At 39.3% G+C, this 16,979-nt stretch carries 12 protein-coding genes, 1 pseudogene and 2 riboswitches; of the genes and pseudogenes, 1 reads left to right on the top strand and 12 read right to left on the bottom strand.

Annotated features, from left to right (window positions below; all coding sequences use genetic code 11):
- The gene (locus HNQ85_RS14065) at positions 1 to 492 is read left to right on the top strand and encodes a (2Fe-2S)-binding protein (RefSeq protein WP_181538353.1); all 492 of its coding nucleotides are present in this window, start codon (positions 1 to 3) and stop codon (positions 490 to 492) included.
- Between the two features lie 69 nt (positions 493 to 561).
- On the opposite strand, the gene HNQ85_RS14060 is transcribed toward HNQ85_RS14065, so the two are convergent.
- The 12 genes and pseudogenes from HNQ85_RS14060 to metE form a co-directional block, all read right to left on the bottom strand.
- Entirely contained in the window at positions 562 to 765 is a 204-nt protein-coding gene (locus HNQ85_RS14060) for a hypothetical protein (protein ID WP_181538352.1), read from the bottom strand.
- Entirely contained in the window at positions 743 to 2,491 is a 1,749-nt protein-coding gene (gene thiC, locus HNQ85_RS14055) for a phosphomethylpyrimidine synthase ThiC (RefSeq protein ID WP_181538351.1), read from the bottom strand. Before thiC ends, HNQ85_RS14060 begins: the two co-directional genes overlap by 23 nt.
- Positions 2,492 to 2,661: 170 nt before the next feature.
- Positions 2,662 to 2,776, bottom strand: a riboswitch (TPP riboswitch).
- A gap of 195 nt (positions 2,777 to 2,971) precedes the next feature.
- On the bottom strand, positions 2,972 to 3,607 hold the full coding sequence (locus HNQ85_RS14050; RefSeq protein ID WP_181538350.1) for an ABC transporter permease: 636 nt from the start codon (positions 3,605 to 3,607) through the stop codon (positions 2,972 to 2,974).
- A 14-nt stretch (positions 3,608 to 3,621) separates the two neighbouring features.
- Positions 3,622 to 4,746 (bottom strand): ABC transporter ATP-binding protein, encoded by a 1,125-nt coding sequence (locus HNQ85_RS14045; RefSeq protein WP_181538349.1) that lies wholly within the window; start codon positions 4,744 to 4,746, stop codon positions 3,622 to 3,624.
- A gap of 77 nt (positions 4,747 to 4,823) precedes the next feature.
- Positions 4,824 to 5,726 (bottom strand): glycine betaine ABC transporter substrate-binding protein, encoded by a 903-nt coding sequence (locus HNQ85_RS14040; protein WP_181538348.1) that lies wholly within the window; start codon positions 5,724 to 5,726, stop codon positions 4,824 to 4,826.
- A gap of 1,617 nt (positions 5,727 to 7,343) precedes the next feature.
- Positions 7,344 to 8,597, bottom strand: a complete 1,254-nt coding sequence (locus HNQ85_RS14035; RefSeq protein ID WP_181538347.1) for a methyl-accepting chemotaxis protein — start codon at positions 8,595 to 8,597, stop codon at positions 7,344 to 7,346.
- A gap of 351 nt (positions 8,598 to 8,948) precedes the next feature.
- Positions 8,949 to 11,078 carry a PAS domain-containing sensor histidine kinase gene (locus HNQ85_RS14030; protein ID WP_181538346.1) on the bottom strand — a complete coding sequence of 710 codons (2,130 nt, stop codon included), beginning with the start codon at positions 11,076 to 11,078 and terminating at the stop codon, positions 8,949 to 8,951.
- A gap of 218 nt (positions 11,079 to 11,296) precedes the next feature.
- Positions 11,297 to 12,373: an NAD(P)H-dependent flavin oxidoreductase gene (locus HNQ85_RS14025; protein WP_181538345.1), complete on the bottom strand. Its 1,077-nt coding sequence runs from the start codon at positions 12,371 to 12,373 to the stop codon at positions 11,297 to 11,299.
- 167 nt (positions 12,374 to 12,540) lie between these two features.
- Positions 12,541 to 12,906 carry a group I truncated hemoglobin gene (locus HNQ85_RS14020; RefSeq protein ID WP_181538344.1) on the bottom strand — a complete coding sequence of 122 codons (366 nt, stop codon included), beginning with the start codon at positions 12,904 to 12,906 and terminating at the stop codon, positions 12,541 to 12,543.
- A 143-nt stretch (positions 12,907 to 13,049) separates the two neighbouring features.
- A pseudogene (locus HNQ85_RS17700) lies at positions 13,050 to 13,228 on the bottom strand (amino acid permease); the annotation flags it as partial.
- A gap of 53 nt (positions 13,229 to 13,281) precedes the next feature.
- A complete protein-coding gene (locus HNQ85_RS14015) occupies positions 13,282 to 13,761 on the bottom strand; it encodes an acyl-CoA thioesterase (protein WP_181538343.1) in 480 nt (159 codons plus the stop codon).
- A 1-nt stretch (position 13,762) separates the two neighbouring features.
- On the bottom strand, positions 13,763 to 16,078 hold the full coding sequence (metE, locus tag HNQ85_RS14010; protein ID WP_181538342.1) for a 5-methyltetrahydropteroyltriglutamate--homocysteine S-methyltransferase: 2,316 nt from the start codon (positions 16,076 to 16,078) through the stop codon (positions 13,763 to 13,765).
- Between the two features lie 155 nt (positions 16,079 to 16,233).
- Positions 16,234 to 16,411: riboswitch (cobalamin riboswitch) on the bottom strand.
- Positions 16,412 to 16,979 lie beyond the last annotated feature (568 nt).

The following is a 16,979-nucleotide window of genomic DNA, read 5'->3' as shown; positions in this document are numbered from 1 at the left end:
ATGGAACAAACAACAAAATGCGAAATGCTTTTAACGGTGAATGGAGAACAACACTCCGTCATTGCTCGGCCAGCAGATACATTGTTATTCGTTCTTCGCACCATACTCGGGTTAACAGGAGCCAAACCCGGTTGCTTGAATGGAGATTGCGGAGCCTGCACCGTGTTAGTGAATGACGTGCCCATCAAATCGTGCATGATACTAGCGATTGAAACCGTTGAAAAAAAAATAACGACCATTGAAGGGCTGAAACATACACCGATTCAACAAGCATTTGTCGAACATTTCGCGTTTCAATGCGGCTATTGCACCCCGGGGTTTATTATGAACGCCCACGCGTTAACAAAAAAACATCCTCTTGCAAGCGACGAAATCATTCAAGAATGGCTACAATCCAATATTTGTCGTTGTACGAGCTACAAAGAAATTGAAGAAGCAGTAAAAACTGTTTTGGCAAACAACTCAGCTAGTCTTAATGACAACCATTTTTGACACAAAAAAGGTGAGAAGCCACAAAGCATCTCACCCTTTTCTATATCCAAAAATAAAGGGAAGGTATAGTTAATAATACAAGCTTTCAACATAATGACATTTGACACACTTGCGCATGAAAGGTGTTTCAAAAAACACATGCCGGCACTTTCGTTGAATGTCAGAAATTTGTTGTTCCAATTGCAAAATTCGTTCTTTTAGCTGAACAATTTCTTTTCGTAATGCCGCTACATCTTCGATTAGATGCGAATTATCGGTAAAGGGTTGACCCATTTTCCACGAACTCCTTCGCTTTTTGTTTCATACCTTCTCGAATGAGTTCTTGCTCCGTTTTTTCTTCTTTGATCATTTTTTGCAGATCATGAGAAATTTTCATCGAACAAAACTTCGGTCCACACATTGAGCAAAAGTGAGCCACTTTCGCTCCTTCAGCAGGTAATGTTTCATCATGGTATTCTCGTGCCCGTTCCGGATCAAGAGAAAGATTAAATTGGTCGTTCCAACGAAATTCAAAGCGCGCTTTTGATAACGCATCATCGCGTATTTGTGCCCCTGGATGTCCTTTCGCTAAATCGGCAGCATGCGCCGCAATTTTATAGGCAACGACTCCTTGACGTACATCTTCTTTGTTCGGCAATCCTAAATGCTCTTTCGGAGTCACATAGCAAAGCATTGCTGTCCCATACCAGCCAATCATCGCTGCACCAATCGCAGAAGTAATATGGTCATAGCCCGGAGCAATATCGGTTGTTAATGGTCCTAATGTGTAAAAAGGAGCCCCTTTACAAATTTCGATTTGCTTATCAACATTTTCTTTAATTTTATGCATCGGAACGTGACCCGGGCCTTCAATCATCACTTGGACATCATGCTTCCACGCAATCTCCGTCAATTCTCCAAGCGTCTCTAGTTCAGCAAATTGCGCTTCATCATTCGCATCGGCAATCGAACCAGGTCGTAAGCCATCACCTAAAGAAATGGCAATATCATACGCTTTTAAGATTTCGCAAATTTCTTCAAAATGTGTATAAAGGAAGTTTTCTTGATGGTGAGCTAAGCACCATTGTGCCATAATCGAACCACCGCGAGATACGATTCCCGTTGTGCGATTGACAGTCATTGGTATGTAGCGAAGCAGTACGCCGGCATGGATCGTAAAATAGTCAACTCCTTGTTCTGCTTGTTCAATTAACGTATCACGGTATACTTCCCAAGTTAACTCCTCCGCAATGCCGTTCACTTTTTCAAGCGCTTGATAAATCGGAACGGTCCCGACTGGAACTGGTGAGTTGCGAATAATAAACTCCCTTGTTGCATGGATGTTTTTTCCTGTCGATAAATCCATAATCGTATCCGCTCCCCAGCGGACCGCCCAAAGCATTTTCTCAACTTCTTCCTCGATCGAAGACGTCACAGCAGAATTGCCAATATTCGCATTAATTTTTACATGAAAATGACGTCCAATAATCATCGGCTCACTTTCAGGATGATTGATATTGGATGGAATAATCGCACGTCCTGCCGCAACTTCTTGGCGAATGAATTCAGGGTTCATATTTTCACGAATAGCGATAAATTCCATCTCTGGAGTAATGATTCCTTTTTTCGCATAGTGCATTTGCGTGACCGTTCGACCTTTTTTTGCACGAAGTGGTTTTCGGCTAAATGGAAGAACGATTTCTGATTGTTTTCCATTGTGAAGCCCATTGTCTTCCGGTTTCACTTGACGCCCCTCGTATTCTTCGACGTCTCCCCGTTCTAAAATCCATTGTTTGCGCAGTTCTGGTAATCCTTTATGAATATCAGGCTGAAAATGAGGATCAGTATAAGGTCCGCTTGTGTCATATACTCGGACAGATTCGTTTTCAAACGTTCCTGCCTCTGTTTTCGTAGGGCTTAATTCAATTTCTCGCATCGGAACTCGAATATCCGGTCGCGAACCTTCGACATACACCTTTTTACTTGCGGGAAATTGCATGTAGGATAAAATGTTTTGCATGTAACTTATTCCTCCTATTCTATTTTTTGAGATCTGAAGTTACACCAAAACGTGTGGACGATAAGATGGGAGAACAAAAAGGAAATAAAAATCGGGTTCTCGAAAAAGAGAACCCGATGGAATGTGCAAATAGTGTAAGTATATACAATAACAAGTATATACAATAACAGTACTCCCACTATCTACTTCCCTACGCTGGTATAACCCAGATCAGGTTCAAAGGGTCAAAGAACTTAAGCGCGTTCTTCTCTCAGTCCAAGCTATTGGACTCCCCTAGTAGATTCATGTATAAATATTATTTTATTTTTCTAAATATTATCATATCCTATTGTATTTGTAAACGAATTTTTAAAATAATCTCTTTTATTTCAATATTCAAACACATTGTCGCATTAGCACAATGGTGATCAGGCCCACCTTATGATGAATAAAATATTTAACATTTTCTATAAAATATATTCCTCATGTACGTAGTAAAATTTACGACTTCAATCCTCTCGGTGTTACTTTTTCTTCTAGTTTGCGGAGGAATAGGTCGAATAAAATCGCTAAAATTGCCGCTGGAATCGCACCGATTAAGATTAAATTTTTATCCGCTACACGCAATCCTCTGTCAATCAAATCACCTAATCCACCGGCTCCGATAAATGTCGCTAGCGCGGCAACACCAATCGTCAACACGGTCGCTGTACGAACTCCCGCCATTATAATCGGTAACGTTAAGGGCAATTCAACCATAAATAAAATTTGGCGAGACGTCATTCCCATTCCTCTTCCCGCATCAACAAGAGCAGGGTCAACCCCTAAAATTCCTGTATACGTATTTCGCAAAATCGGAAGTAAGGCGTACAATGTTAACGCAATGATAGCCGGAACTTTCCCTATTCCAAAAATCGGTAGCATAAATCCTAACAATGCCAAACTAGGAATCGTTTGAATAATTGCGGCAACACCAATAATCAGTTCAGCCAGTTTTTTATTTCTTGTCAGCCAAATACCTAATGGAACGGCAATGAGGATCGCTAGAAGCATCGCAATTCCTGATAACAATACATGTTCCTGAAAGGCAATCCAAACATCGTCTTTCCGTTCAATAAAAGCATTGATTAACCCCATTTTCAATCCTTCCCTCACTGTTTGTTATATTCCCATTCTGCTAATCCGCGCATCATACTCGATCTTGTTATCACTCCCACTAACTTGTCACCTTCTAGTACAGGAATAGCACTGACATTTGTTTCATGAAAAATTTCCGCAACATCGTTAACAGCTGCGTCTTTTTTCAATGTCTTAACATTTGTATCCATAATGTCTGCTAATGTTAACTGTTCGTTTTTGTAATGTTCATCAACTTTCTTTAACGTCACAACCCCAAGTAATGCTTTATTTTTATCTATGACCATCAAACTATCAACCTTCTTTTCTTTCATAAAACGGAACGCCTCTGCCAATCCTCGTTTCGGTGAAGAAGTCACAACAGATGAAAACATCAAATCCTCGGCAATTGGAATAGAAGTCTCCCCACGTTTCATTCGCTCTTCTCCAATAAATCCACGCACAAAATCATTAGCTGGATGGCGCAAAATTTTATCTGGCGTATCCAGTTGAATCATTTCACCGTCTTTCATAATCGCAATACGATTGGCAATCTTAATCGCTTCGTCCATATCATGCGTAACAAAAACAATCGTCTTTTGAATGTCTTCTTGCAGTCTAATGATATCGTCTTGCAGTTGCTCTCTACTAATCGGATCAAGCGCGCTGAACGGCTCATCCATTAAAATAATGTCTGGCTCTGCCGCCAACGCCCGCACAACACCGACACGCTGCTGCTGTCCTCCACTAAGTTCAGACGGATAGCGATGTTTAAACGTCGATGGATCGAGGCCTACAAGATCCAATAGTTCATCCACACGTTGTAAATATCGTTTTGGTTCCCACTTTTTCAATTTCGGAACAAGAGCAATATTTTCTTCGATTGTCATATGAGGAAACAAACCGATTTGCTGAATGACATAACCGATATTTCTCCGCAGTTCTACAGGGTCTATTTTAGAGATATCTTGACCGTCAATATAAATTTTTCCCTCTGTCGGCTCAATTAAGCGGTTAATCATGCGCATCGTTGTTGTTTTGCCGCAACCGCTTGGACCGATTAATGTAAGCAGTTCACCCTTTTGAATATCGAGATTCATATTTTTTAAAGCAACAAAGCCGTCTTCATATTGCTTTCGTACATTTTCAAACTTAATCATGTCGCTCTCCTTATCCTTCATTTCATTAGAAAACCATCTATGTTTTTGGCATAAACACACAACTGAACATATTTCTACTAATCGATTAATCCTTCTGATTTCAAGAAATCAATCGCTACTTGCTTTGGTTCTTTTCCTTTTAAGTTCACTTGTGCATTTAGTTCCAGCATTTTTTCGTCAGATAAAATGCCTGCCAATTTGTTAAGAGTTTCTTCTAATCCCGGATTAACATCCAACACTTCTTGACGAATAATCGGAACTGCATAATAAGGCGGAAAGAAATTTTTATCATCCTCTAACAACGTTAAATCAAATTGTTTAATTCTTGCGTCAGTAGAAAATGCCGTAATAACATCAATATCACCGTTTTTTGCTGCTTCATACTGCAAATCAGGATCAATGTTTGTCGTCTTCTTAAATTCAAAGTTGTACGCTTTTTCTAACGCATCAAATCCATCACTTCTCTCGAAAAATTCCGCATCAGATCCAAAGGTTAATCGGGGTGCTTTCGCTGCCAAATCCGTGTATGTTTTTACTCCTAATTTGTTTGCAAGTTCTTGGCGCAATGCCAGGGCGTACGTATTGTTAAAACCTAAAGGCTCTAACCAAGCAATATTAAATTTTTCTTTATATCCTTTTTTTGTCGCTTCATATACTTCTTCCGGTGTTTGACCTGGCTTGTATTCATTTTTTAATACGTTTAAGTATCCTGTTCCCGTATACTCAACGTATAAATCAATATCTCCCTTTTTTATTGCTTCATGTAAAACAAAAACACCACCCAAACTATCTTCTACTTCAACCTCTAAATCAGTATTCGCCTTTAAATATTCTGCTAATAGATGAGTTAAAATCACTTGTTCCGTAAATTTCTTTCCAGCAACGACAATTTTTCCTTTTTTCGTTTCTTCTCCTGCATTACATGCTGCTAACGAAAAGACCAAAAATACAGATAACAGTAATCCAATTAATTTCTTCAATGATTTACCTCCTAAAATCGAAATATTTATAGCTTGCCGAGAGTGGTTGTTACCCAGAAAACATCTGTATTTTTTCCGATATTTTGATACTCTCTGCTAGACGTAGGCAAAACGTAGTTCTCAGCATTTGATAAGTTACCTAGAACCAAGCCTTTTACTATAGGCTTTGACGACATATTGAATCACTCTCGGCTGCATTTGACCAGAACGTTCTGCGACAAATAAATACGTACTTTCCTAAATATACATTTGCTTTTTCATTCGATGATGAACGTTTATCCATGCATAAATTTTCTCTTTTGCTTTTGAGCATAAAGGAATTACTAGGATATGTTTCCATGATCAACAACTAATAAACAGGTATTCTGTATTGAGTAAATATAAAGTTTTAACAATTCTTCAATGCGCAACCCGGCATAAAGCATGACAACTAACAATTCCTTATTACACGCTTTTTTAATCGGATTTCTTTCCTTTGCAACGACTCCTAATAGCAACTGTTCTTTTGACAGCTAGTTTGTTGAAAATGATTTTTCTTGGTAAAAACGAAGCTGTGAGGCAAAGTTTTCGCGGATATATCCATTTTGGCGGACCCATCGAAAAAAGGAGTTGAATGTGGATATTAATTAGTTAATAGTAGACACTTTCATTTTCTTTCGCAGCAGTTCAGCACGATATTGAAACAAATCAGATTGTTCCAATTGCCGAAACAATTTTTTCATACACAAGAAAGTGCTCTGCCTCAGGAGATACATTCGAATAGTTCTCTTTTCATTTTGCTGCTGTTATAAATAGGCTTCATAAATTCTTAAAAAATGCTTCAATGGTTACATTCCCTCCTTTTACAACTGCAAAAACAAAAAATTTTATGATGAATGAAACTCTACAATAAAAATTATAGTTTACAATGGTTTTTATTCACAAATTTGGTATATATCTGTATTCAAGCGTATTCTCGGATAATATAGGGTCTACTACCTCATACCTCCGATATCTGTATAAATCCTCCCGTATCGTCTTGAATCCTCCCAAATCCTCCAGATTCCTTCCACCTGCTCAACTACCTTCCATTGAACATCCTCCATTTCCTCTAACATAGAAAAAGAAGATGATCCATACAAAAGTCACCGACTTAATATATGAAATATTCTTCGCTTTCTAACTTGATTACTATTACTTACCAATATCAAGAGATAAACATCTGAACTGAAGCAAAAAGAAAAAGGAAAGATGACCACTCAGCCTTAGAAGTGATGTACAGCGAAGCTCTCTTACAATTGCTTCATGATATGATACATTTTTTCTTTAAAGAAGGGAACACGATGATGGTTTTAGATGAAGCAAACAGAGGTTGATTGTAAATGACCTTCCTATGTATTCGGAAATCTCCTCCAAAAAAGAGTTCATAGCTTCAAAAAGATGAATATGAAAAAAGGGCTGACCCATCATCAACGTGTCAGCCCCCACAACACCTTATATAGAACACCTCATTGGATCAATGAACGATATATATGACAGGCGTGTGAGATCAGACACTTATAGGTCAGCCTGTTATTTTTATTTATCACTAGCCTTATCACGGAAATTGTTCGATCATAAAAGAAAAGTCCGACTGTCTTACACTTTAAACTTATTTAACAAAGATTGCATCTCTTCCGCCATTTTGCTTAAAGAAGACGCTGATGACTCAATTTCTTCCATTGATGCCATTTGTTCTTCCGTAGACGCAGAGATGTTCAATGATCCAGTTGAAGATTCCTCGACAACGGATGCTATATTGTCAAGGGATTGGGCAATTCGCTGAGCGCCTGCGGTCATTTGCTGAACAGCAGCAGAAACTTGCTCAATTTGCTCGGTTACTTCATTGACGGACTGGCGAATTTGCTCAAAGGACTCTCCCGCCGAATTTACTGCATCAAGACCTTGAGCCACTTCATTCGCTACGGTTTGCATCGATTCGATCGCTTCCTCTGTCTCTTCTTGAATTTGCGCAATCAATTGTGAGATTTGCTGAGCAGATTCCGCAGACTGTTCAGCAAGCTTACGTACTTCATCCGCGACAACGGCAAATCCTCGTCCTTGCTCCCCCGCTCTCGCCGCTTCGATGGCAGCATTTAAAGCAAGTAAATTTGTTTGCGAAGCGATTCCTGTAATGACTTGCGTAATGTGTCCAATCTCATTGGAACGCTCTCCTAATCCTCTGACAACTTGTCCCAGCGATTCTACATGTTGATGGATGAAGCGCATTTGCTCTTCCATCTTTTCAATTGCTTGTGTTCCCGCTTTTGCTTTCACAAACGTTTCCCCGGCGCTAGCGGAAACTTGCTGAGTATTTTCCGCAACTTGAGAAAGTCCGTTAGAAATCTCATTCATGGAAGCGGAAGTTTCTTGAACGGACTTAACTTGCTGCTCCGATCCGGCAGCTATATCTTCCATCGTCGAAGCAATCTGTTCGGTAGCTTTCGTCGTTTGCTCGGCAATGTGCGTCAACTGTTCGGAAAACGAGACGATTTCACGAGAATGGCGTTTTACGTTTGCGATTAACGTTCCCCATGTTTCCACCATTTCGTTTATACAAACCGCAATCGGCTTTAGCTCTCTCACTTCATCAGCAGGAATACGCGTCAATAAATCCCCGTCTGTAATCGCTTCTAAGTGGGAATTGATCACCGAAATAGGAGCAATAAACCGACGGTAATTTAAAGCTGCAGACACAATTCCAACTAACATGCCACATAAAATAAGACCGCCAATCGTCAACCAAAACGCCGAACCCGTTAAACCATTCGTAAAGCACACACCAAGACTAATTAAAAAAGTGCCCGGCACAACAACAAACAAAGTGCGGATCATATAACTCCTTAGTGACACACTTTCACCCACCTTCAATAAATTTCAGATTTACACATATTATACCATCATATCTATATATTGGATTGAAATTTTTATGATATAAGAACCTTTAAATATTTTAGTTACCTTAAAGGTGATTTCTTATGAATTTTCGTTTAAAAGTCTGTCACTTTTATTTTATAACCATAATAATTGAATAAATAGAATATAAGAGCAACGTTTCCTCCTTGTTGTTTTACGGATTTTCACCTTCTTGGTTCTATCACAGAATATGTGTTTCTATTCTTTTATAAGAAAAAGCCGATTTATCCCCCACTTTCATTTTACTTAGAATGGGGAAATGAATCGGCTGTCATGATAAAATACGGATTAAGAGATTGGAAAAATAATATCCACAGTAGTTCCTTGACCTACTTCACTTTCGATTTTAATATTTCCGTTATGAGCTTCGATAATTTTATAACTTACCATTAATCCTAAACCCGTTCCCTTTTCTTTCGTACTATAAAAAGGCTCTCCTAACTTTGCTATTCTGTCTTTAGGTATCCCGCAACCTTGATCAATAAAGCGAATGACGAGACTATTTTCTTGCATCTTAGCTTGAATCTTCATTTCTCCACCGTTTGGCATCGCCTCAATGGCATTTTTAATAATATTAATGAATACTTGTTTTAATTGATTTTCATCGCAATAAAGTAGCGGAAGGTTAGGTTCAAATTCTGAAACCATTCGAACATTATGTAAAATCGCCTGTACGTCAAACAGCGTCATCACATCTTTCAAAAGAACGGTCACATCTTTCCGCTGAAAATTCATTACCTGTGGTTTCCCCAGCATTAAAAATTCATTCACAATGAGGCCAATCCGTTCCAATTCAGATTCGATGATTTCAAAATAATGTTTATGCGTTTTACATTCTTCTTTTAATAGATGAATAAACCCCTTAATAGAGGTCAACGGATTTCGAATCTCATGGGCGACCCCTGCAGCCAGTTCTCCTACAACCGCAAGCTTTTCCGATTTCCGCAATAACTCTTCCGCTTGTTTACGCTCTGTGATATCAGTAGAAACAAATAAGATTTGATCGGCTTCCTCGTTTGGAGAGAATATAGGTAGTCTTACTGTTTCTACCCACCTAATATTCCCTTCTTGATCCTTAAACTCTTCTTCAAAAACGGGACGTTCATTCATTTTCTCTATTTCTTCCCAAACACTAACTAGATTAGATTCTATATTAAATTGAAAATCATCGATCTTTTTACCAAGAAGACACTGCGTTTCTGCTCCTAAAAGCTTAGCAAATGATTCGTTTACAAGGGTGAATTTGCCTTCCTTGTCGATGGCGTATATATAACTTGGATTCATATCGATAATTTTACGAAGAAATTCTTTCTGTTCTTTCAATTGTTCTTCTTTAAGCTGTAAATTCGCTTTTGATTGGCGAATATAATGAATCATTTCATTAAAACGGTTGGATAGTTTCCCAATTTCTGTATTATCAATTTCCTCGATCCGTTGATTATAATCCCCCTTAGCCACTTGATCTACAGCAAGATATAATCTGCGGATTGGATGAATAATTTGTCTTGCATATAGAGCAGTCAAAATAGATAAAACAATAAACGTAACAAACGAGATTGTCCACAATGATTTGTGAAACGCTAAATATGGTTGATAAATTTCATCAACAGGTATTTGTGCAACAACTCCCCAATCTAAAATCGGAATATGCTCAAATGAAGCAAGCATAGTAATACCTTCTTGATTCGTAACTTCTTGATACCCCGATTGCTTTTTTAATAACTTCCTTACAACAGGATTTTTACTTACATCCTCCCCGATTCGTTCTTTTGACGGATGAGAGATAATTTTTCCGTTTCTATCGACAATAAATGTGTACCCGTTTTCCCCGATTTTAAAACTTTGAAATATCGATTGAAAAATTTCATTATCTTCAATACGTAACGATAAGTTAACTACTCGTTCGACTTCTTTACGATTGTTCAAAACTGGAACTGAAACAACGAGCAAATATCGTCCTGTATCCGCGGAAACTACATCACTTAAATAAATTTTTTTTGTTTTGAGGGCTTGCTGAAAATATTCACGCTTGCTTAAGTTATAATTTTTCAAATGTTTCAAGTCTTTCGGATAAAACCCTCGTACATATCCATTTGTATCCAAAACCGTGCCACTATCAATATAAGGGGAAACGGCAACAATATTCTCTAGCCCCTTAAAAAGTCGATCAGAATCATTCGACTTAAAATTTTCATTTGATTGAACATAACTCTCAAGGTTTTGAAGGTCTTTCGCAATGAGAGAAATCTGGTCTTTCATGCGCAAAACCGTTTTATCGGTAATTTGCCGATATTGCTCTTTCGAAATTTCTGGTAATACGATACGTGATACAATAAACATTAAACCTAAAATTGTACAGATAATGGCTAGATTAATCATATAGATTTTCCAAAAAATCTGTGATTTAAACCATTTCATATTGTTACTCCTTAACATATCGTAATAGAACACGAAAAGAAAAAAGGCAGGGCATTCTCTGATTTCGTGAAAAATCTAAGAGAAAGGGGTCCCCTACCTTATGTTTAAAAGTATACCTAACTTCAACTTTACAAATCAACTGAAAGATTTTCAATGTCAGCCACTTCCCAATAAGCTGAGAAAAATCCCAGAATCTATCAACAACTCTTAACTTATAATCACCCAATCATTCTTTTCGCCTGCTCAATTATTCCAATAATGATGTCCTCAGCCCGTTCTTCCTTCACAGCCAAACGAAGACCTTGTCCCGCCCACAGTGACATAAAGCGAGAATCGTTCTGTTTAGCCGCCGCTTGTCTAATATCCTGCGTTACTTGATTTTGCCAAGGATAAGGCAAAGGATCAGGACTCTGCTGTTCTGTTTTTTCTATAAAATAATTACCAATTCCCCGTGCCGGTCTTCCAGAAAACATTGTCGTGATGACGGTATCTTCTTCCGTTGCTTTGATCAGTTGCTCACGATAAACAGGATGTGTCTCAGCTTCTTTTGCAAGCAGGAATCTCGTTCCAAGCTGAACACCTTGTGCTCCTAGTGCAAGAGAGGCAACAAGTCCCCTTCCATCCATAATTCCGCCAGCTGCAACGACAGGAACTGTTGTATGGTCAACCACTTGCGGAACAAGCGCCATTGTGCCAATAAGCGCGCCATGACTTCCTTTCTTAACTTCCAATGTGCCGCGATGTCCTCCCGCTTCTCCGCCCTGCGCAATCAAAATATCAATGCCCGCGTTTTCGGCTAAAACGGCTTCTCGAACAGTTGTCACCATCATCGTCGTACGAATCCCTAACATTTTCACCTTTTGGAGAGTTTCTACAGAAGGAATGCCAAACGTTGCACCGAGAACAGGGACTCGATGATCAAACACAACTTCAAGCAGCGCGTCTTGTTGATCGATATAGTCCACATCATCTTCACCTTGTAACGGGATATGTAGCTCTTGGCGAAACGAGTTCAAGTATTTTTGCATCTCTGTTATATTCCCTTTTTCTTTGGAAGGTTCAAAGAAAAACAAATTGACACCAAACGGTTTGTCCGTAAGCTTTCGGACATCTCGTATCGCTTGGTCCAGCTGGTCAGGAGTCATATAAGCAGCTCCCAACATCCCAAGCGCCCCCGCATTCGAAACAGCAGCGACAAGCTCAGGGCTTGTAATTTTCCCCGCCATTCCTGCCTGAATAATCGGATAGTCAATATCAAGCAACTTGCATAGGTCAGTGTATAGCTGGATTTTCATAAGCATCCCTCCCATTATAATCAATCCAAATATCACCATATTCTTCTTTCTGTCCCATCATTCCTCCCTCCGTCCTTAAACTTCTGATTCAACAATAAAAAAGCAGGAAGTCTTTATTATAAGCTCCTGCTTTAGAAAATTTGTCATATAAACCAATCGAAAAACTTTTACTTATAAAGAATATCGTCTCTTAATGTTTCTACTTTACTTAGAGCCGCCTGAATATCGGCTTCACTTACACCAAAATGAGCAAGCGCATCATGAAGATGTTTCACAATTGCATCAAAATGAATAGGCTGTATATTCATTCCTTCATGCGCCTTCTCCATCGACCGGCCAGTGTATTGATTCGGTCCACCGAGCGCATAACTAATAAATTTTGCCTGATGCTGACGTTGTTTCTCCATATCTGTGTTCTCAAAAAAATGGTTAACGGTATCATCAGCTAAAACAAGGTCATAAAAATAGTCCACAACCTTCGCAATCGTTTCTTCTTCACCTAACTTTTTATATAATGTTTTAGCTTCCGACATGTTATCTACCTCCAATATTTTGCAATCGACAAAATATATTATTTGTATTAATCTCCTTTTTATTCTGTTTTTTATAAAAATACTCTCAAACACATAAACCTCTCCCACCTACATTCCGTTTTAGAGGCGGGAGAGGTTCGTCTTTATCTTATTTTCTCTATATCTACTTTCGCGACAAATCGTTTCTCTGTTGTTCGGTGTTTAGCCATAAAATAATAGTAGATATAGCAAGCTATCATAAACGAGATTCCGCAATATAACGCCATACGTTGTTCTGTAGAATAAAGGCAAGGCTGATAACAGCAATAACGTTAAGGATAAGATCAAAACAAATATAGAATTCTATTTTTTGTTTTTTAAACGTGATAGTCACCATTACATAATCGGGTTTTGTTTTCTTTTTTGGCGCAATGCGTATCGCTCTTCAGCGTGAGCATGGTGTTTCTTTTCTTCTTCTGTTTCCGGGATAACGGGTGGGACAGGAGTTGGTTTTCCGTTTTCATCCAATGCGATGAAAGTTAAATAAGCACGCGCTGTCAACCGTTTTTCTCCTGTTAATAAGTTTTCCGCTTCCACTTTTACAAATACCTCCATTGATGTCCGGTGAGTCCATGTGACATACGCCTCTAAATGGATCGCTTCCCCGGTTTTAATCGGCGCAAGAAAGTCAAATGAATCACTTGAAACAGTTACAACCGGTTTTCGACAGTGTCTCATAGCGGCGATGCAGGCGATTTTATCGACATACGCCATGACCTTACCACCAAAAATCGTATGATGATGATTCGTATCCGGTGGAAACACTAAGTCGGTCAGCAACGTTCTCGATTCACTGACGGACTTTGGCTGAAGCATTTCATTCTCTCCCTTCCACTGCAGCCGTCTCTTTCCCAGCTAACCTCTTTCGAACGAGCTGGGCCGCAGCCACCATATTTTTTAAAGAAGCAATCGTTTCTTCTGCTCTTCTTGTTTTCAAACCGCAATCAGGATTGATCCAAAACTGTTCTGCATCCAACACTTGTAATGACTGTTCAATGATTGCCACGATTTCTTCCACAGGAGGAATACGCGGGCTGTGAATGTCATAGACCCCCAAACCAATCCCTTTATCATACGTTTCTTTCTCAAAGACAGGAATGATTTCCCCATGGCTTCTTGATGTTTCAATAGAGATAACATCGGCATCCATTTTGCTGATATCGTGCATGTACGCCGAAAAATCGCAATAGCACATATGCGTATGAATTTGAGTCGTGTCTTCCACAGTCGAAGTCACGATGCGGAACATCCGTACAGCCCACTCAAAATATTCCTGCTTCTTCTCTTCTTTCAGCGGCAGTCCTTCCAATAGAGCTGGTTCATCTACTTGAATCATGGAAATTCCCTCTGCTTCCAATGCCTCTACTTCTTTTCTCAATGCAAGGGCAATTTGCTCGACTACTTCTTGACGCGGTCGGTCATCGCGAACGAAGGACCAGTTTAAAAGGGTAACCGGACCGGTCAGCATTCCTTTAACCGCCTTGTTCGTCAACGATTGAGCATAGACGCTCTCTTTGACTGTCATCGGCTGCAAAAATTCCACATCCCCATATATAATCGGCGGACGGACGCAACGCGAACCGTACGACTGCACCCAGCCGTTTTCGGTAAAAGCAAAACCTCCTAACTTTTCTCCAAAAAATTCGACCATATCTGTTCTTTCAAATTCACCGTGTACCAATACGTCCAAACCAATTTCTTCTTGAATGGCAATCCATTTTTGGATTTCATGTTGGATGAACTGTTCATATTGCGGTCGGCTCCATTCACCTTTTTTAAATTTTTGCCGTGCTTTTCGGACTACCGCTGTCTGCGGAAAACTTCCGATCGTAGTCGTTGGAAGAATCGGCAGCTTCCAAACTTCTTTTTGTAGTTTTTTCCGAACAAGATAAGGTGATTTACGCTCGGCCCGTTCATTTTTCAGTTTTTCATGCTCCTTTTGGACGAGGTGGTTATCTCTTGAGGCATCGTTTTTCAATAAGTGGATCGCTTGTTGATTGTCTTGATAATAGCTGTCTTCTTCTTGAGCCCCTTCATCGCGAAATAGCTTTGCTAAATATACGATTTCCTCAAGCTTTTCATCTGCAAAAGCCAATGAATTTTTCAGTAGTGGTGATAAATTTCTTTCATTTTTGACAGTGATAGGCACATGAATCAAACTGCTAGAAGGCTGAAGCCAGAGCTGATCTTTAGGCACAACAGCAGCAATCGTTTCAATGAGTTTTCTTTTCTCAGCCAAGTCTGCCCGCCAAATGTTGCGGCCATCGATCATCCCAGCAGCTAAAATTTTGTCGGATGGAAAACCAAATTTCAGTAGATTCTTCAAATTTTCTTCGAGACCGCAGGTAAAATCAAAACCGATGCCTTGTACCGGTAGCTCAATCAGTTCTTCATACCAGTCAACCGCCTCGAAATAAGTTTGCAGCATAATGTTCAATCGAGGAGCAGCTTCATTTAATTTTTGATAAATAAACGCAATTGTCGCCATTTCTTCTTTTGCCAAAGAAGTAACGAGAATCGGTTCGTCGATTTGCACCCATTCGGCCCCCTCTTTTTCCAACTCTTGCAACACTTGTTCATAGAGAGGGAGCAGCAGCAAGATTAAAGCCGGAAACTGTTTTGAATCGTAACCTTTAGAAAGTTTGATAAACGTATAAGGGCCGATAAGAACCGGTTTCCCTTTAACACCTATCTTTGCTTTCGCTTCTTGAAAAGCTTTCAGCGGCTTGTTTTCTGTCAAACGTGGCCGAAGGCTGCTATTTAGTTCTGGTACAATGTAATGGTAATTCGTATTAAACCATTTCGTCATTTCGCAAGCGGGAGCGTCTTTGCTACCGCGAGCCATGGAAAAATAGATGGAAAGTGGAACCTTGTCCCCGGTATGTTGAAACCGCTCCGGCACTAAACCAAACATAACAGCGGTATCAAGCATATGATCATAAAAAGTAAAATCACCTACCGGAATAAGATCAATACCTATTTCTTTTTGCTTTCTTATATGTGCAAGACGAATGGACTCCATGATAGAAAGGAAATCATGCTCCTCTATTTGACCAGCCCAAAAGGACTCTAATGTTTTTTTCCATTCTCTTTTTTCGCCGATGCGCGGATAACCGAGATTGCTTGATTTCATGTTTTCTCTCCTTTGCAATTATTGTCCTTTAAACAGATCGCTGAAATAAAAAAGGCATTTCCAACGTTCCGATGGAAAGTTAGAAATGCCAAAGAAAGGGTAACAACTCCCCCATTTTCCTCATTCTAACACCTCCCTATCTCCCGTAGGTAAAAACAGTGTTGTCAGAACAGGCAGGTCTCCTGACTTAAGGATCATCGCTTGCCGTCTACCTTCCCAATCTTCTGATCAGTGGCGTGATGACGGAAACTCCTCTATCACAGTGGCGGGACCGTGCCGGAATCTCACCGGACTTCCCTTTTAATCCTCAGATGAACATCGAACTAGGTGTTTTAGTGACAAACCCTTTTCATGGAACCCGATTTTCATCTTCAGAACCTGTTCCCACATTATTCAATTGTTCATTCAGGAATTTGCTTGGACGACCATCTACCTGCATAGGCGATAATTGCTTCACAGTAACAAACCATGCTATTCCTGTAAATAAAATTCAGAAAAATCTTAAAAGAAGACTACCACTCTTCAGCATCATTGTCAAGACTACAAACCCTTAAAACCTCTCATACGATTTTTTAAGATTTTTCATTCTCATAGATTCATTCCTATCTTAATGATTCTCTCCTGTCTCCCATTTTCAAAGAGTCATCTTTACAAGCTATGTTCATGATCCCGTATCAGACCATCAAAATGACTAAAACCTGATCTGATCAGTAGCCAGTTCACCCCCACTTTCGCCCCATTTCTTAACATATTCAACTGGGAGTTTTATCCGTTAATTGAAATAAAGTGTATTTTTTTATCATGACTAAAGGAGTGTTTTTGTTATCGATAATTGAAAATGATAATCATTTATAATATCATTTTTATGAAATTGATAATCATTATCGAATTTTAATAAGGG

This window comes from [Anoxybacillus] calidus (assembly GCF_013760845.1).
Taxonomy (GTDB): domain Bacteria; phylum Bacillota; class Bacilli; order Bacillales; family Anoxybacillaceae; genus Paranoxybacillus; species Paranoxybacillus calidus.
Note: the sequence above shows the minus strand (reverse complement) of the source record. Positions and strands in the feature narration are given on the sequence as shown.